Source organism: Clostridium sp. (assembly GCF_016650035.1).
Lineage (GTDB): Bacteria > Bacillota > Clostridia > Clostridiales > Clostridiaceae > Clostridium_AD.
The window spans coordinates 11789-30861 of record NZ_JAENWM010000031.1 but is presented as its reverse complement, the minus strand read 5'-3'; the positions used below and the strand labels follow the sequence as shown (position 1 = coordinate 30861).

16 protein-coding genes and 1 riboswitch are annotated in these 19073 nt (G+C 32.6%); of the genes, 1 reads left to right on the top strand and 15 read right to left on the bottom strand.

The window, feature by feature from the left end; genetic code table 11:
• Positions 1–3: 3 nt before the first annotated feature.
• The 5 genes from JJD95_RS09325 to JJD95_RS09305 form a co-directional block, all read right to left on the bottom strand.
• On the bottom strand, positions 4–1959 hold the full coding sequence (locus tag JJD95_RS09325) for a DNA topoisomerase IV subunit B (RefSeq protein ID WP_291642644.1): 1956 nt from the start codon (positions 1957–1959) through the stop codon (positions 4–6).
• A 34-nt stretch (positions 1960–1993) separates the two neighbouring features.
• Positions 1994–3037: a tRNA 2-selenouridine(34) synthase MnmH gene (mnmH, locus tag JJD95_RS09320; protein ID WP_291642643.1), complete on the bottom strand. Its 1044-nt coding sequence runs from the start codon at positions 3035–3037 to the stop codon at positions 1994–1996.
• A gap of 119 nt (positions 3038–3156) precedes the next feature.
• Positions 3157–3543 (bottom strand): hypothetical protein, encoded by a 387-nt coding sequence (locus tag JJD95_RS09315; protein WP_291642641.1) that lies wholly within the window; start codon positions 3541–3543, stop codon positions 3157–3159.
• A 101-nt stretch (positions 3544–3644) separates the two neighbouring features.
• The gene (rlmD, locus tag JJD95_RS09310) at positions 3645–5000 is read right to left on the bottom strand and encodes a 23S rRNA (uracil(1939)-C(5))-methyltransferase RlmD (RefSeq protein ID WP_291642639.1); all 1356 of its coding nucleotides are present in this window, start codon (positions 4998–5000) and stop codon (positions 3645–3647) included.
• A 15-nt stretch (positions 5001–5015) separates the two neighbouring features.
• Positions 5016–5378, bottom strand: coding sequence for an RDD family protein (locus JJD95_RS09305; protein WP_291642637.1), 363 nt, complete (start codon positions 5376–5378; stop codon positions 5016–5018).
• Positions 5379–5625: 247 nt separating this feature from the next.
• Between JJD95_RS09305 and JJD95_RS09300 the strand changes: the two genes are divergently transcribed.
• Positions 5626–6372: a TSUP family transporter gene (locus tag JJD95_RS09300; protein WP_291642635.1), complete on the top strand. Its 747-nt coding sequence runs from the start codon at positions 5626–5628 to the stop codon at positions 6370–6372.
• A gap of 92 nt (positions 6373–6464) precedes the next feature.
• Here the strand turns inward: JJD95_RS09300 and JJD95_RS09295 are convergent, their stop codons facing one another.
• The 10 genes from JJD95_RS09295 to JJD95_RS09250 form a co-directional block, all read right to left on the bottom strand.
• The gene (locus tag JJD95_RS09295) at positions 6465–6959 is read right to left on the bottom strand and encodes an NUDIX domain-containing protein (protein WP_291642633.1); all 495 of its coding nucleotides are present in this window, start codon (positions 6957–6959) and stop codon (positions 6465–6467) included.
• Positions 6960–7035: 76 nt separating this feature from the next.
• Positions 7036–7302 (bottom strand): ATP cone domain-containing protein, encoded by a 267-nt coding sequence (locus JJD95_RS09290; RefSeq protein WP_291642632.1) that lies wholly within the window; start codon positions 7300–7302, stop codon positions 7036–7038.
• Positions 7303–7513: 211 nt separating this feature from the next.
• On the bottom strand, positions 7514–8758 hold the full coding sequence (gene purD / locus JJD95_RS09285; protein ID WP_291642630.1) for a phosphoribosylamine--glycine ligase: 1245 nt from the start codon (positions 8756–8758) through the stop codon (positions 7514–7516).
• A gap of 79 nt (positions 8759–8837) precedes the next feature.
• Positions 8838–10340, bottom strand: a complete 1503-nt coding sequence (gene purH, locus JJD95_RS09280; RefSeq protein WP_291642629.1) for a bifunctional phosphoribosylaminoimidazolecarboxamide formyltransferase/IMP cyclohydrolase — start codon at positions 10338–10340, stop codon at positions 8838–8840.
• A gap of 2 nt (positions 10341–10342) precedes the next feature.
• The gene (purN, locus tag JJD95_RS09275) at positions 10343–10954 is read right to left on the bottom strand and encodes a phosphoribosylglycinamide formyltransferase (protein WP_291642627.1); all 612 of its coding nucleotides are present in this window, start codon (positions 10952–10954) and stop codon (positions 10343–10345) included.
• Complete coding sequence (gene purM, locus JJD95_RS09270; protein WP_291642625.1) at positions 10942–11940, bottom strand: phosphoribosylformylglycinamidine cyclo-ligase; 999 nt, start codon at positions 11938–11940, stop codon at positions 10942–10944. The genes purN and purM overlap by 13 nt, the downstream gene beginning before the upstream one ends.
• Positions 11941–11949: 9 nt before the next feature.
• A complete protein-coding gene (purF, locus tag JJD95_RS09265; protein WP_291642663.1) occupies positions 11950–13392 on the bottom strand; it encodes an amidophosphoribosyltransferase in 1443 nt (480 codons plus the stop codon).
• Between the two features lie 75 nt (positions 13393–13467).
• Positions 13468–14172: a phosphoribosylaminoimidazolesuccinocarboxamide synthase gene (gene purC, locus JJD95_RS09260; RefSeq protein ID WP_291642623.1), complete on the bottom strand. Its 705-nt coding sequence runs from the start codon at positions 14170–14172 to the stop codon at positions 13468–13470.
• 33 nt (positions 14173–14205) lie between these two features.
• Positions 14206–14685, bottom strand: a complete 480-nt coding sequence (purE, locus tag JJD95_RS09255; protein ID WP_291642621.1) for a 5-(carboxyamino)imidazole ribonucleotide mutase — start codon at positions 14683–14685, stop codon at positions 14206–14208.
• 128 nt (positions 14686–14813) lie between these two features.
• Positions 14814–14913: riboswitch (purine riboswitch) on the bottom strand.
• Positions 14914–15055: 142 nt separating this feature from the next.
• Positions 15056–18850: a phosphoribosylformylglycinamidine synthase gene (locus JJD95_RS09250; protein ID WP_291642620.1), complete on the bottom strand. Its 3795-nt coding sequence runs from the start codon at positions 18848–18850 to the stop codon at positions 15056–15058.
• Between the last annotated feature and the right edge of the window lie 223 nt (positions 18851–19073).

Sequence of the window (19073 nt, the reverse complement as noted above, 5' to 3'; positions counted from 1 at the left end):
CTCCTAAAATTCAGCATATTTATACATGTAATTTTTTCTAGGTGCAACAACATCGCCCATCAGAAGTGAAACCATTTTTTCTGCCTTAGCTGCATCTTCTATAGTCACCTGTTGAAGTGTCCTAGTAGTAGGATTTAGTGTAGTTTCCCAAAGTTGATCCGGATTCATTTCCCCAAGTCCTTTATATCTTTGGATAAGGTACCCCTTACCGATTTCTTTTTTCGTCCTATTTAATTCTTCATCACTATATGCATACTTAGCTACTTCACCATTTTTTCCATTTTTATAAACTTTGTATAGCGGAGGCATACCCATATAAAGATGGCCATTTGCAATTAGAGGCCTCATATATCTATAAATAAAAGTCATCCATAGTGTTCTAATGTGATATCCATCAACATCAGCATCACTTAAAATAATTATCTTATCGTATTTTAAGTCTTTTTCATTGTAATTGGCCAAAACACCAGTTCCAATAGCGGCATTGAATATTTTGAGTTCTTCACTAGCTAGTACATTTTCTAGCTTCTGTTTTTCAGTATTCATAATCTTACCCTTTGAAGGCATTATAGCTTGAAATCTTCTATCCCTAGCTTGCTTTGCACTTCCACCAGCTGAGTCACCTTCCACCACTATAAATTCTGTAACTCCTGAATCTTTTAGTGTACATACTGCAATCTTACCTGCAAGAGGAGATGCTCCCTTACCTACTTTTTTTCTTTCAGCGTCATTAATTTTTTTTATTTTATCGCGTCTTGCTGCAGCTGACATAGCATTATTTATTATGTTTGTAGCTATTTCTTTATTGTCCTCTATCCATTCTGAAATTTTAACATAACAGAGTTCATTCATCATACTATAGGCTTCATTATTTCCAAGTTTGCTTTTAGTCTGACCTTCAAACATTGGGTTACTTATTTTAATTCTTACAATTGCCGTCATCCCTTCTCTTAAATCGTCCCCTTCAAATTCCTTATCCTTTTCTTTTAAAAGGTTAAGCTTTTTGGCTCCTTCTTTAAAAGCTCTTGTCATCCCCGTTTTAAATCCTGTTTCATGAGTTCCTGATTCTGTAGTTGGTATATTGTTAACATAGCTTGCAATGTATTCCGTAGTAGAATCAGTAAATTGCATACATATTTCTCCGTATAATTGCATTCCATTTATTTCTTTTTCACCTTGAAAGAATATAGCCTCCTTGTGTAGAAGCGTTTTACTTTCATTTAGATAATCAATAAAATCTAATAGACCTCTTTCAGAATGATATTCCTTTTCTGTTTTTTCTTCCATACGCTTGTCAATAAACACTAAGGTAATTCCTTTGTTTTGGAAGGCTAATTCTTGTAGTCTTTCATCAATGATATCTGTTTTAAACTCTAAAGTAGTAAATACATCTTTATCAGGCATAAAACTGACCTTACTACCCGTTTTTTTCGTATCTCCTGTGATCTCAAGCTTACTTACCGGAGTACCTGGCATAAGTCTTTTTAGGTCCTTATCGTAAGCATATTCAAATCTTTGAGTGAAAACTTTTCCCTTTTGTTTTATTTCAACTACTACCCATTCTGATAATGCGTTTACAACTGCGGCTCCAACACCATGAAGTCCTCCAGAAGTTTTGTAATTTTTATTATTAAATTTTCCACCAGTGTGCAGCTCAGTAAACACCATTTCCACACCAGATTTATTTTTTATAGGATGCATACCAGTAGGAATTCCCCTACCATTATCTACAATTGTAACACTTTTATCTTTATTTAAAATTAACTCTGCTCTATCACCATAGCCATTAGCTATTTCATCTATAGAATTATCTAAAATTTCCCATATACAATGATGCAACCCTTTGCTTCCTGTAGTTCCTATGTACATACCAGGTCTTATTCTTACAGGCTCTAGTTTTTCTAAAGAGGTTAAGTCAGTTACATCATAGGTTTGCATTTCTTCAACATCTAAACTCATAAAAATCCTCCAGTAAAATTTTATTACACAATTGTTATTTTATATGTTTACTCGCAAAAGGTAAAGCAAAAAAATCTTTAATTTCTTCAGTAGCAGTTTTTATGTCTACTACCTGAAGTTTTAATGCATATTCGTATTTATCAGAACCATGAGTGTACATAGGGTCATAATGTTTTATCATAAGTTCACTTACCACTTCATCGTATTCTGATTTTAAAACTAACTCAGAGTATCTATCGATGTTTTTTACTCCAATATATTTTTCCAGTCTTTTTAAACATTCGATTATTTCCTCGTTACAGTTTTTATATTTTGTATATTCATTAACAATAAGATCCACTCTAAACGCAATATCTGCTTCTACAAAAATATGTATGCCCGTTTTCATTTTCTGGAATATAAAATCAGGTATTGTGGCGTTTCCTATTCGTTTGCTTTCTGCTTCAAGAAACACGTAAGAATCCTTCCCTTTTTGTAACATATGAAATATGTTGGATTCAAATTGTTTTTGACTAGTAGATTTTCCAAGCCCTACTGTTCCTAGAAGTGATCCTCTGTGATTAGCCAATCCTTCTAAGTCCAAAATATGAAATCCGTCTTGCTGTAACTGTTTAAGTATTTCAGTTTTTCCAACACCAGTGTTACCATGTAAAACAATATATTGAACACTTTCGTTAACCTTTGGTAAATTTTCAACTACAAACCTTCTGTATCCTTTATATCCCTCATTTATTCTCTCTATATTTACTCCAAGAGAACTTAGCAGTGTACCAAGTATACCACTTCTCATTCCTCCTCTAGCACAGAATAAAATAATTTTATCATATTGTTTCTGGAGTTCTTTTACCTCATCATAAATATGGAGTAATTTTGTAGAAGCTACTTCAATACCTATTCTTTTTGCTTTTTCAACACTTTCTCTTGTATATGCGGTACCAATAATTTTTCTTTCTTCATCATCAAATAAGGGTATATTAATTGCTCCATTTATAGTTCCATCGCTGAATTCACCTGGACTTCTTACATCAACTAATATGTAATTTCCTTCAATTTCTCCATATTCTATAGTTTTTAACATTAATTTTTCCTCCTAGTGCAACTTATACTTTCAATGTTATCTTTTATAAAAATATTAACCGGCAGAATTAAACACTCCTACCGGTTAATACAGTAATTCGCTCTAATTTTGTTAAATACTTAATCAATTGTGTTGTTAGTTGGTGGCAATAATGCCACAGCTAATCTCACCAGATATTTTATGCTTTCGTCATCTATGTTACTTTGAAAACACAATAAATTAGTAGCATGCTTTGCCATTTGAATAGCTTTCTCTTCTTTAAAGTTATTATCCATATCTTTATAATTAGTTTCTACATATTGAACTGTTTTTGAAATTACTCTAATGATTTTTTTTGCATTTTCAGCTGTAGCTTCTCCCTGGTCTAAAGAGCCAAGTATTACATAATTGAGCCCATAATAGTCATCCACAATATTTACATCATTATCCTTTAACAAATAAACTAAATAGCCAAGGCCTATCACTAAAAGAAGTATTAATATATATTGAATAATTATTTCTACCATGAACGTACCCCCTTTATTTGAATTTATACTACTTTATATGCAATTCAAATAAGAAAGGGTACAAGTTTCGGTTTAATCCTAAAAATATATGTTTAACTATTTTAAATTTTTACTATATCTACAATAGTTTCTATGTGAGGTGTATGTGGAAACATGTCCATAAGTACTACCTTTTGCACTTTATATCCTCTATTAATCATTTCCTTTAAATCAACTACTAAACTTTTAGGGTTGCAAGAAACATAAACTATATGAGGTGCATCAAATTTTATAACATAATCTAAGGCTGTAGGATGAACTCCAACTCTTGGAGGATCTAGAATAATGCTATCCGGTTTGTATTTTATATCTTGAATAACCTTAGCAATATCCCCTGCTATAAACTCACAATTATCAAGGTTATTAATTTTTGCATTTTCATTTGCAGCAGCCACCGCTTCTTCTATTAATTCGATTCCCAAAACTTTTTTTGCTTTAGGTGCAACAATTTGTCCAATAGTTCCCGTTCCACAATATAAATCAAACACAGTTTTTGATTCTGAATCTCCTAAAAAGTCCCTAACTATGCTGTAAAGCTTTTCTGCTCCCTTTGTATTAGTTTGAAAAAAAGCTAAGGGATTAATTTTAAACTTAAGATCTAATAATTCCTCAATAATATAATCTCTTCCGTATAATATTTCAGTTTTATCATCTTTAACCATATCTGATAACGAGTCATTAAACATATGTATTATTCCAGTAATGTTTCCATCGCATTTTAATTCTTTAAGCATGTTAGTTAACTGCGTAAGATCAAGGTCAATTTGAGTTGTGGTTACTAGATTAACTAATATTTCACCAGTATTTTTAGCCTTTCGTACAACTAAGTTTCTTAAATACCCCTCTCGTGACATTACATTATATTGTGGTAATTTAAGTTCTATAAAATAATTTAATACTAGTTTTAATATTTCTCTAAAATCATTATCTACAATTTTACAATCTGGTACATTAACTATACTAAAGCTTCTTCCTTTGGTATGCATACCTAGAGCGAGTTCCCCACCCTTTTGAAAATCACCAAATGTATACTCCATTTTATTTCTGTATTCGAAGACCTCAGGACTTTTTTCTACTCCTAAAAACTCAAAATCTTTTATTTCTGCTTCCGCAAACAATCTTAATACCTGTTGCTCTTTTAATTCTAATTGTTTTTCATAAGAAAGAAATTGATGGCTACATCCACCACATAAATCCGTAATGCTACACTTAGGCTCAATTTTATAGTCTACATCCTTAAGGATCTTTATAAGTTTAGCCTCTACTCCTACTTGTTTCTTTTTTGCTACCCTACCAATTACTGTTTGCCCTGGCAGTGTACTTTTTATTGAAACTTTCTCACCCTCGTAATAGGCTATGCCCTGTGCTGGAAACTCTATGTCTTCTATATAAAATTCGTAATCTTTTCTTTTTTTCATATTATTTAGCAACTCCTATGCTTTTGTAATAATTAGTCCAGATATTTTTTTGCCAAGTGTAGTTGATGTTTTTCCGCTTTCCATAATACTCGTATATAATACCATTACAACCATAAATATTATAAATGACATTTGGAATTTTTGGGTTACAAAAAAACCTGCTAATCTAAGAATAGAATCTCCTATAAACACTAATGCTGTTGATATTCCACCTATAACTATTAAATCTATAATGCTAGCCTTTAAAGTATCTACAAACCTAGGTTTTATTGATTTATCCACCTTTATATTTTCAGCGATACCTTCTTGGCTTTCCACAACTTCATTATTTTCTATATGGTTTAATTCTTCACTATTATCTTCATTTTGTTCTAACATATTAAATCCTCCTATATTATTGTATTATTCTCATAATTTTCTTACATTTGTTTTACCAAGAGAAAAAAGCTAATGTTTTTAACCCCATCTATATATAATACGTATATATTCCATATAAATCAAGGGTCTATGTGTATCTTTAAGAAATATGACATTAATAACCCTTACATTTATTCTCATAATCAATTATAATGATTATGAAATCTTGTACATATTTTAGCTTTAATTAAAATTAGGTAGGTGTTTTATGATTACTATCCTTCTATGTATAGCTGGGTTTTTAGCAGCTTTTGTCGACTCCATAGCAGGAGGTGGCGGCTTAATAAGTGTACCAGCCTTTATGCTTACTGGGCTACCTATTTACACGGTGCTTGGAACTAACAAATTTAGTGCCACTGCTGGTTCTTTTACCTCTTCTCTTAAATTTATAAAGTCAGGTAAGGCCAATTTAAAGCTTTTAAAATATCTTATTCCCTTTACTTTCATAGGTGCAATGATAGGTGTTAGATCAGTATTATATGTAGATCCAAAATTTCTAAAACCATTAGTTTTAATTCTTATTATGTTTATTGGATTTTATACTCTTTTTTCTAAATCCTTAGGGCTTGAAGATAAATTCCAAGGGCTTACTAAAAAAAATGTGATATATGGAATAATACTCGCTCTTTTTCTCGGCTTCTATGATGGTTTTTTCGGACCCGGTACTGGTTCATTTTTAGTTTTTGGTTTTATAAATATCTTCGGGTTCAATTTTTTAGTTTCTTCTGCCAACGCCAGAGTTTTAAATTTTACTAGTAATGTTACATCCCTGGTTTTGTTTGCTCTAAGTGGTAATATTGATTATACATATGGAATCCCAGTGGCAATATGTATGATTATTGGGGCTAAAATGGGTACAACCGTTGCATTAAACAAGGGTTCAAGACTTATTAAACCTATTTTTATAACAATGTCTTTAGCTGTTGCCATAAAAATGCTTATAGACATGTTTTAATAATTCACTTCAAATTCAAACTAAAAAAGTAGTTGACTATTACCCCAACTACTTTTTTAATTTTATATTTTCTATACATATACTGTAAATATTTAATTATTTACCATTTCAAATAGTTTATCAAGATAATCGTATGCTATAAACTCTCCATGGCGTACCATTTGTTTAATTTCCTTATCGCTTACCCATTTTGCATCAGCTACCTCCTCATACTGAAGTTTTAAATCCCTTATATCCACATTTTGACGTACAAGCCATATATCATCAAAGCCACTAGAGAATTTCACTGAAAATAAATTTTCGCCTTTACCAATATCCAAATCAATGCCCAACTCTTCCTTTGTTTCACGCATAACTGCATTCACACTACTCTCCCCTAGTACTGCACACCCAGCAGCAGAACCATCCCACATATTAGGCCATCCCTTTTTCCAAGGCTGTCTCTTTTGAATTAGATATTCTCCACTATCATTAACAATCCAAACATGAATCACCAGATGATAGTCACCTTCCTTCATAGGCATACCTCTTTTATGAGTCCCTCCAGTTTTTTCTCTATTTCCATCATAAATATCCCATAATTCCATATAAACATACCTCCTCAAAGCCATCTACATTAGAATATAAAAAAGCAGATGATTTATTTCATCTACTTTTTTAGTATTATTCTACTTTCCCACGATTATAATATTTACCTACCTTGTGAAAACCTGATTTTTCTATTTCACTGAGCACTATACTTTGAATAAGATAAGATTGAATAGTATCCTTATGAAGATTAATTATTTCACTTTCAACGCTCCTAGCTAAATTCTCAATATCTGACGTATTTAATGGTTCATTCGCATCATCAGAAGCACTATATATACTAGTTTTTATTCTTTGTATATCAAAACTTTGAAGTCTTCCATCTTGTTTAACAACTTTCATATTTATCATCTCCTTGTATAAATTTCAATAATTGCAATTTAACTTATTTCTAGGTTAATACTTATTTTTATTCTACTAACATCATATAAGACATTTTCACAATATTCAAGCTTTTTATTTCCATATTACAGGAATCATCAACGGCTCATAACTATATTCTCCTACTGCCATCACTGATCATCCTACGGAGTTCACGATTTATCTTTAAATTCTATTTCCCTATATCTTTTCTGTATTGCATTCCATCAAACTTTATTTTCTCCATATCGGCATAAGCCATTTTCCTTGCCTTCTCTAATGTTTCACCAAATCCAGTTATTCCAAGAACTCTTCCACCAGCAGTCTTCATAATACCATCCGTCTCACTAGCCCCTGCAACATATAACTTACCCTCTAGTTTATTAAGCTCACTTATTTCAATTCCTGTACTATAATTACCTGGATATCCTTTTGATGCAGCAATTACACAGCAAGAATGTCCATCTTTCCACTGTAAATCAAAATCCGTAAGTTTTCCATCTAAAGCACTAATTAAAAGTTCAGTAAAATCACTCTTCATAAGTGGTAGCACAGCTTGAGTCTCAGGGTCTCCAAATCTTACATTGTATTCGAGCAGATATATGCCTTTCTTTGTTATCATTATGCCAAAAAATATTATACCCGTATAGTCCATTTCTTCCTCTTGAATACCCTTAAGAGTAGGCCTTAATATATTTTTGGAAAACTCGTCTAATACACTTTTATCACAATATGGATTTGGCGCTATAACTCCCATTCCTCCTGTATTAGGTCCTTTATCACCGTCAAATATTTGTTTGTGATCTTTTGAAGATATAAACGGAATTATGATTTCACCGTCAGTTATAGACAGTATAGAAGCTTCTACTCCCTCCAAAAACTCTTCAATTACAATTTTCTTGCCGCTACCCTTAAATATATCTAAAACCATAAAATCATTTATGCTTTTTTGTGCCTGTGCGTAATCATTACAGATAACTACACCTTTGCCTGCTGCCAAACCATCTGCTTTAATCACTACAGGATATTCACAATTTTTCAAATACGAGGTAGCTTCATCTTCATTTTCAAAAACTGCGTAAGCTGCTGTTTTTATACCATATTTTTTCATGAATTCTTTAGAATAAGATTTACTCCCTTCAAGCATGGCTGCCTTTTTACTAGGTCCCAATATCTTAAGTCCATTCTCTTTAAATTTATCTGCTATACCTTGTACAAGCCATTCTTCTGATCCAACTATGGTAATGTCTATTTTATTTTTAACGGCAAAATCTAAAAGCTCATCCATTTTTGTAATATTGACATTCTCACATTTATTTTCTCTTCTTGTACCACCGTTACCAGGAGCGCAATATATTTTGTCAACAATTGAATTCTCTGAAACCTTCGATACTAGTGCATGTTCCCTTCCCCCAGAACCAATAATTAATACCTTCATAACAATCCTCCTCCTATATATTTATTAAGCTCATGATGAAATAACTAGGTTATCCATCATGAGCTTTATGCTTTCATTCTTAATGTTTAAAATGCCTTGTACCCGTAAATACCATGGAGATACCATTTTTATCGCAGGCCTCTATTGATAATCCATCTTTAATAGAACCACCCGGTTGAATAATGGCTTTTATGCTATATTTTGCAGCAAGTTCTACCACGTCTCCAAATGGGAAGAACGCATCTGACGCAAGTATCGTAGCATCTCCTGCTCTTTCTAAGGCTTGCTCAGCTGCCCATATTCTATTTACTTGACCTGCTCCAATACCTTTAGTCATACCGTCTTTCACCACGACAATAGCATTTGATTTAACATATTTAACTACTTTCATAGCAAATATCAAATCTTTCATTTGGTCCTCTGTTGGACTATTTTTAGTAACCACTTTTAGATCTTCTACTAATTTATCATCAGAATTTTGTACGAGTATTCCTCCATCAACTTTAACCATCTGAGTTTTATCAATTGCTTTACTTGTACATAATATAATTCTTAAATTCTTCTTACTTTTTAGTATTTCTAGAGCATCATCGTCAAACTCTGGTGCAATAACCACTTCTAAAAATATCTTTATAAGTTCCTTTGCAGTTTCACTGTCTACTTTTTTATTAAAAGCAACAATGCCACCAAATATAGACATAGGATCACACTCGTATGCGTTCTTGTAAGTTTCAAGCGCGCTTCCTCCTATGGCAACACCACAAGGTGTATTATGCTTTAATGCGCAACAAGCAGTTTCATCAAATTCACATACCATCTTCCATGCAATATCCATGTCCTTTAAGTTATTATAAGATAATTCCTTGCCATGTAACTGCTCCATATCCTTCATTGCTCCACTTTCTGCTGTGCTAACGTAATAAGCTGCGCTTTGGTGAGGATTTTCCCCATATCTTAAATCCATTTGCTTTTTATAGGAAACAGAAAGATATTCAGGGTATGAATCCTCTCCTAGTAAGAAATTACTTATAGCTGCATCGTAAGCTGAAATTAAATTAAATACTTTTCCTGCTAGATATTTTTTAGTTTCAAAAGCAACTTCCACTTTATCATCCATTGCACTTATAATGTTTTTATAATCTTTTATATCACTGAGTACAATAACATCTTTGAAGTTTTTAGCAGCGGCTCTTAGCATAGTTGGTCCGCCGATATCAATAAATTCAACTTTTTCTTCAAAACTTATATCTTCTGTTACCTTATCAAAGAAGGGATAAAGATTTACTACTACCATATCGATAGGTTTTATTCCTTTAGCTTTAATAGTTTCCATATGCTCTTTGTTATCTCTTATAGCTAAAATTCCGCTATGAATTGTTGGATGTAGTGTTTTAACTCTTCCATCTAGAATCTCTTCAAAGCCAGTAACATCAGATATTTCCAAAACTTTAATGCCATTTTCACTTAAATACTTAAAAGTTCCACCTGTAGATATAATTTCTACACCGTTATTTTGAAGTGAAGTTGCAAGTTCTAAAATATTTGTTTTATCAAAAACACTTATAAGTGCTGTCTTAACCATTTTTATTCCACCTTCCCTACTTTTCTTCCCTGAATGTTTATTTTCCCCTCGCTTATGTATTTAATAGCTTCAGAAAGTGCTATATGCTCCTCTTTTAAAACTCTTGACTGTAGATCTTTAGCTGTATCTTCGCTATAAACCTCTACCACCTTTTGAATTATTATAGGACCTGAGTCTGTGCATTTATCTACAAAATGTACAGTGCACCCTGAAACTTTAACTCCATATTCTATTGCACTTTCATGAACTTTAATGCCATACATTCCAGGTCCACAAAAGGCTGGTATAAGCGCGGGATGAATATTTATTATTTTATTTTCAAAAACTTCTATTATATTTCCACGGAGTATGGATAAAAATCCAGCCAACACTATTAAATCTACTTTGCCTTGCACAATATTTAATATTTCATCTGAAAGCTTAGCACCATATTCTTTTTTATCTACTACATACGTTTTTATGTTTTTGGACTTTGCTCTTTCTAAGCCATATACATCATTCTTATCACTAATTACTGCCTCAATAGAACAATTTAGATATCCACTATCTATATTATCCATTATAGACTTAAGATTGCTCCCACTTCCAGAGACTAATACGGCTATTTTAAACAAACTCCCGCACCTCCAGCCTCAATGTGACCGATTTTATATGCTCTATCACCCGAATCCGAAATAGTCTTTATAACTTTCATAGTGTCCTTGTTTTCAACACATAATACATAGCCTATACCCATATTATATGTGTTAAACATGTGTTCCTCTGTTACCCCAAGAGACATAAGATGTTTGAAAATATCTGGCGTATTAAAACTGTTTTTATCTATAACTGCTGTAAATTTTTCATGGAACATTCTTGGTATATTTTCATAAAAACCGCCGCCAGTTATATGTGCCATACCTTTTATATCGAATTTATCTAAAAGATTTAGTACAGTTTTAGTGTAAATTTTTGTTGGCGCTAAAAGTGTATTCCCAATTTTTTGTCCATTAAACTCAATATCTAAATCAGGTATTAATTTTCTAACTAGTGAAAACCCATTACTATGAAGTCCTGAAGACTCAATTCCTATAAGTGAATAACCATCTTTAATACCTGAACCGTCAATAATTTTGTGCTTATCCACTATACCAACAGTAAATCCTGCCATATCATATTCACCATCTCTATAGAATCCTGGCATTTCTGCAGTTTCACCGCCTATAAGTGCACAACTTGATTGAATGCACCCATCAGATACACCTTTTACTAGCTGTGCTGCTGTTTCAGCGTGTAATTTACCACAAGCTATATAATCTAAAAAGAAAAGTGGCTTAGCACCATTACAAAGGACATCATTTACGCACATAGCAACACAATCAATACCCACAGTATCATATTTGTTCATTCTAAAAGCAATGTCAAGTTTAGTACCGACTCCATCAGTACCAGAAACTAGAACGGGATTTTTATAACCCTCACCTATTTCAAACATACCAGCAAAACTTCCTAAATGATTTAAGACACCTTCGGTAAATGTTTTGGATGCATATTCTTTTATTAAACTTACTGACTTGTATCCCTCTTCAATATTAACACCTGCATCTTTATAAGTTATCATAAATATACCCTACCTTTCTAATCTATCTTTATCATTTTCAAAGGGAGCCGATACTGGATAAGTACCCTTAAAGCAACCTAAGCAAAAGTTGGTATGACCCAAGGATTTTAATAATCCATCAATACTTAAGTATCCCAAACTATCTGCACCTATCTGTTGTCTTATTTCCTCTACTTCTATATTAGCCCCAATTAGATCTTTTCTATAAGGGGTATCAATTCCAAAATAACATGGATATTTTACTACTGGTGAACAAACTCTAAAATGAACTTCTGTTGCTCCAGCTTTTTTTAATATTTCAACTAATCTTCTACTTGTAGTTCCGCGAACTATTGAATCATCTATAAGAATAACTCTTTTACCTTCTACATTTATTTTTAAAGCATTTAGTTTTACAGATACTGCCCTTTCCCTAATTTCTTGAGTTGGACTTATAAATGTTCTACCTACATATCTATTTTTTATAAGACCCATTCCAAAAGGTATTCCGGAAGCTTTAGAATATCCTATGGCAGCTGCCATACCTGAATCTGGAACCCCTATAACCATATCGGCGTCGATTGGTGATTCTTCGAATAACTGTTCTCCAGCCTTAACTCTTGAAGCATACACATTAATTCCATCAATGGTACTGTCAGGTCTTGCAAAATATATATATTCAAATGAACAAGTTGATTTTTTAGCTTTTTCTGCAAAATTAATGGATGTAAGTCCACTTTCATCTATTATTACTATCTCACCAGGATTCACGTCCCTTAAAAACTCTGCACCGATTGCATCTAGTGCACAACTTTCTGATGCAATAACATAACTATTTCCTATTGTCCCAATACAAAGAGGTCGTATTCCGTTTTGATCTCTAACCCCTATTAATTTTTCCTTTGTAAGCATGACTATTGCATAGGACCCTTTAACAGCCTGTATAGCATCAACTACAGCCTTTTCAATACCTTTTTTCGCGCCTCTAGCTATTAGGTTTAATATAACTTCTGAATCTATTGATGTTTGAAACATATGTCCACAGTCTTCTAGTAATTCTCTTATGACCTCTGCATTTACTAAATTCCCATTATGAGCTATAGCTATGTCTCCTAGTTTAAATTTAGTCAGAAGTGGTTGTGCATTTTTCACTTCACTACCACCTGTTGTAGAATACCTAACGTGACCAATGGCAGCATGACCCTTCATTAATTTAAGTTTCTCCTCATTAAAAACATCACATACAAGGCCCATTTTCTTTTCACAGGTAAGAGTTTCACCATCAGAATATACTATTCCCGCACTTTCTTCTCCTCTATGTTGCAATGCATATAATCCATAATAAGTTAAAGTTGAAACATCTAAATCTTTTTCAGTTGAAAAAATTCCAAATACACCACATTCATCTTTAAATTTATCTTCGTATTTATAATCACAACTATCATAAAAGTTTTCTTCATAATTCTCGGATATTTTCTTCGATTCTAAACTTACTTTCAAGCAAATCCCTCCTTGATATGATTCTTTCGTTTAACGCATGGGGCTTAGTTATTTATTTATTCTACTTAATATTTCCTCATAAGCTTCTGTTACATTCCCTAAATCTCTTCTGAATCTATCTTTGTCCAGTTTTTCGCCTGTTTTAACATCCCAAAATCTGCATGTATCTGGTGAGATTTCATCTGCTAAAATAATTTCTCCATTAAATCTACCAAATTCTAATTTGAAATCTATTAAATTAATATCTTTTTCAAGGAAAACTTCTCTTAAAATATCATTTATTTTTGAAGCCGAATTATATATTGCTTTTAATTCTTCTGGTGTAGCAAGTCCCATAGCTACTGCATGTGAATCATTTATAAGAGGATCACCTAGTGAATCATCCTTATAGCTTAATTCAAACACTGTAGTTTTAAGTTCCGTACCTTCTGCTATTCCATATCTTTTTGCCATACTGCCAGCTGCAACATTTCTCACAATTACTTCTAGAGGCACTATCTCAACCTTTTTACAAAGTTGTTCTCTGTCACTTAATTTTTTAATAAAGTGAGTTTTTATACCTTTTTTCTCTAATAGTTGAAACAAACTAGTAGTTATACTGTTATTTAAAATTCCCTTATTCTCAATTTGAGCCTTTTTAATACCATTAAAAGCTGTTGCATCATCCTTATAATATACTCTAACCTCATCTTTATTATCTGTGCTGTACATTATTTTAGCCTTTCCCTCGTATAAAAGTACTGAATCTCCCATTAATAACCACTCCTTAATATTTTATTTTTGTGCTTAAAATTCAACGCCTTGTTCATTATCTGCTATAAACTTTTCTTTCATGTCTTTTCTATATTTCATTAGTTTATTTTTAAGTTCTGAATCTTTAAGAGCTAAAATTTGCACTGCTAGCATTCCGGCATTATAGCTATTATTTATACCCACTGTAGCAACAGGAATGGCTTTTGGCATTTGAACAATTGATAGTAGTGAGTCCATACCCGCAAGCGCTGCATTAATTGGCACACCAATCACTGGCATCACTGTATGAGATGCAATTACACCTGGAAGATGTGCAGCAAGACCTGCCCCCGCAATAATACATTCTACCCCACTACTTTCCATATTTAATATTACTTCCATTAATTTTTCTGGGACTCTATGAGCTGATAAAATATGTACTTCATAATCTACGCCAAATTCCTTTAAGGCTACTGCTGCATTTTTCATTATGTCACTATCTGATTTACTTCCAAAAATAATTCCTACCTTCATTTTACTACCTCCAATATAAATTATTCACCTTTTATAATTGCTAATAAAAAAGGATTATACCATGAGAAAAAATATTCTAATGGTATAATCCTGAATTAAAGGGCATAGAAAACAGTCCTTAGTATAAAGTCAATTCAAGATTCACCAATAGTGAGAAGTTTAAGGCCTCTCGTAGAAACTTCTAAACCATATCTTTAGAAATATATAGATGAACTAATTATTAATTTGTATTGTTAACTATTTTTATCTTAACATCTATCATTTACTAAGTCAATGCATTACGTATAATATAATTAGTATTGTTCGTATTTATACATATATACGAACAATTTAATACTTTTATAATATTTAATGTTCGTGTTATTGATTATTATTTGAAATAATTTACTCCTGCTTCAAATATTTTCTGATCCTTTTCACCAACAATGTTCTTTAGTGTATTTGCAGTAATTCTTTCAGAATGACCCATTTTACCAAACACTCTTCCGTCCATACTAGTTATCCCTTCAATAGCATACATAGAACCATTAGGATTAAAGTTTATATCATAAGTTGGACTTCCGTTAAAATCTACGTATTGTGTAGCTACTTGACCACTCTCAAATAATTTTTTAATTACTGCATCCTCTGCTACAAACCTTCCTTCACCATGTGATATTGGTATGGAATGAACATCTCCAACTTTCAAATTACTAAGCCAAGGAGACTTATTTGAAACTACTTTAGTTTGAACAATACGAGACATATGTTTTCCAATTTCATTATATGTTAAGGTTGGGCTTTTTTCTGTTATATCGGTTATCTTTCCATATGGAAGTAATCCAAGTTTAATTAGTGCTTGAAATCCATTGCATATCCCAAGAATAAGTCCATCCCTATTTTCTAATAACTCACTTATGCTTTCTCTTATTATAGGATTTCTAAAAAATGTAGCAATAAATTTACCCGATCCATCAGGTTCATCTCCTGCGCTAAATCCACCTGGTAGCATAACAATTTGAGCTTTCTTTATTTTCTCTGCAATAATTTTTATAGATTCTTCAATCTGTCTTGATGATAGATTATTTACTACCATAATCTCCACTTCAGCTCCAGCCTTTTCAAAAGCTCTCATAGAATCATATTCACAATTAGTACCTGGGAACACAGGGATTATAACTCTAGGCTTTGGAATTTTAATACTAGCCAGGGATTTTATTTTTGAGTTTTCAAGGGCTCCATAGGTATTGCCTGTGCTAATATTTTCTACTCTGCTATTTACTTTTGTGTTAAACACACTTTCTAGTGGTGCTTCCCATTTACTTATAGATTCTTCTAAACTAATAGTTTCCCCTAAGACACTAATAAATGGTTCAGCTTTGGTATTTCCTAGTATCACAACATTTGCGTACTGCAAAATTAACTCCGAACACAAATTCTTATCTATCTCCATTACTATACTTCCATAATCCTCTTTAAATATACTAATAGCGTCTATATCACGAGCAAATGTAAATCCTATGTTATTACCAAAACACATTTTTGATATAGCCTCGCAAAGACCACCCATTCCTACTGCATATGAAGATAAAACACTACCACTATCTATTAACTTCTTTACTAATTTATAGTTTTCACGAAGTCTATTAAAATCAGGTAATCCATCTTCACCTCTATTTGCATAAACTAAAACTACCTGACTATCACACTTTTTAAACTCAGGAGAAATTACCACCTCTGTATTTATAACGTCAACCGCAAAGGATACCAAAGTTGGTGGTACATTAATATCATTAAAGGTACCTGACATGCTATCTTTTCCACCAATAGCCGCTATACTAAATTGTTTTTGTACATGAAATGCTCCAAGTAGTGCTGAAAATGGTTTGCCCCATTTGTAAGGTTCGTTTGACAATTTCTCAAAATACTCTTGGAAAGTAAGTTTAATGTTTTCATAATCTCCACCACTAGCTACTACCTTTGTTACAGAATCTAACACTGCATAAGCAGCTCCATGGAAAGGACTCCATTTAGATAATTTAGGATTATATCCATAGGACATTATTGTACCTGTATTTGTATTCCCTTTAAGTACTGGTAGCTTTGATACCATAGACTGAATTGGTGTTTTCTGAAACTTTCCACCAAAAGGCATTAGTACTGTTCCTGCCCCTATAGTACTATCAAAACACTGGGATAAACCCTTTTGGCTACAAACATTTAAATTCGATAGTGTGGAATTCCATGTTTCTCTTATTGATTTAAATTCCCCATTGTTTACTAATTCATCTTTTGAAAAGTAGTATTCACTTTCTTTTGGTGCAGATACCTTTACATTAGTAACTTGTTTAACCCCATTAGTATCTAGAAAAGTTCTACTTACATCAACAATAGTATTTCCCTTCCATATCATTTTAAGCCTATTATCATCAGTTATTCTGCCCACAAGCGTTGCCTCTAGATTCTCTTCTTCTGATAGTTTTATGAAAGTCTGTGCATCTTCGCTCCTTACAACAACAGCCATACGTTCTTGGGATTCGGATATAGCAAGCTCTGTACCATCAAGTCCATCATATTTCTTAGGCACTGCATCTAAATTAATTATAAGCGCATCTGCTAGTTCCCCTATAGCTACGGATACTCCACCTGCTCCAAAATCATTACATCTTTTTATAAGTGTAGTTGCAACGGGATTTCTAAACAATCTTTGGATTTTTCTCTCTGTAGGTGCATTTCCCTTTTGAACTTCTGCTCCTGAAGTTAGAATTGAGCTCTCGCTATGCTTCTTTGAGGATCCAGTAGCGCCACCACATCCATCTCTGCCTGTTTTACCACCAAGAAGTATAACTACATCTCCAGCCATTGGCTGCTCGCGAACCACATTCTTATATGGCACCGCTCCAATAACTGCACCTATTTCCATTCTTTTAGCCACAAAGTCCTCATCATAAACCTCAGAAACAAGTCCTGTGGCAACTCCTATTTGATTTCCATAGGAGCTATATCCATGGGCTGCTTCAAGGGTTATTCTCCTTTGAGGAAGTTTACCCTTTAAAGTATCTGAAATTTTCCCTGTAGGGTCACCGCTTCCGGTAACTCTCATTGCTTGATATACATAGCTTCTACCTGATAATGGGTCTCTTATTGCTCCGCCAAGACAAGTAGCTGCACCACCAAAAGGTTCTATTTCAGTAGGATGATTATGAGTTTCATTTTTAAACATTACCAGCCATTTTTCCATTTCTCCATCAATATCTGCTTCTACAACTATACTACAGGCATTTATTTCATCTGAAACATCAAGGTTTTTTAATTTGCCTTTTTTTCTTAAGTCCTTCATACCAATGATGGCCATATCCATAAGTGTAACATCTCTGTTTTTAAGGTCATAAACAAACTCTCTAGTGTCTAAATACTCTGCATAAGCTGCCATAATTGGTTTAGAATATTTACCTTCGTCTATATGAACATCCTGAATCACAGTATTAAACGTTGTATGCCTACAATGATCTGACCAATAGGTATCTATAACTTTTATCTCAGTTATAGATGGGTTCCTCTTTTCAGTTTCTTTAAAATAATCTCTACAGAACTTAAGGTCATTAAAACTCATAGCAAGACCATTATCTTTTAAAAATTCTTTTAAATTTACATCATTCATATCAGTGAAAGATTCGACTATACGAACCTTATTTGGTTCAATAAAATTCTGCTGTAAATCACTTGGTTTTTCCATCCCTGTTTCTCTAGAGTCTACAGCATTTATACAATATTCCTTAATTGTTCTCAGTTCATTTTCAGTAATATTACCCCTTAATATTATAACTTTTGCAGTTTTAACTATAGGTTTGTCCTTTTGAGTTAGAATTTGTATACACTGCGCAGCTGAATCTGCCCTTTGATCATATTGCCCGGGCAAGAATTCAATAGCAAATACTGAATCTGACTCTTCCATCTCTAGCTCTTCATCATAAACCACATCTACTGTAGGTTCTGAAAATATAGTATTCCTGGATTCAAAGTACTGCTCATCTGATATTCCAGTAATATCATATCTATTAACTATCCGAATCCCTTCTAAGCTTATCACCCCTAGATTCACTTTTATATCCCTCAGCATTTTTTTGTTTTCAACATTATAGTTCGCTTTTTTTTCTACAAATAACCTATATATTTTATTTTTCATAGTTAATACCTCCAAAAACTAAAATTTATACGAATGTTAATCGTTAAATACATTTTATAATTCGTTATAATGTGATTATAGTATACTTTATACAAAAGTAAAAGCCTATTTCATAATAAAAATTTAAATTTCTTATTTTAGTATAATTCCATACATTCATTGTTTTAATACTTTTTCAGTATAAATATAATAAAAAAAATACAGAGTGACATATATATGCCAC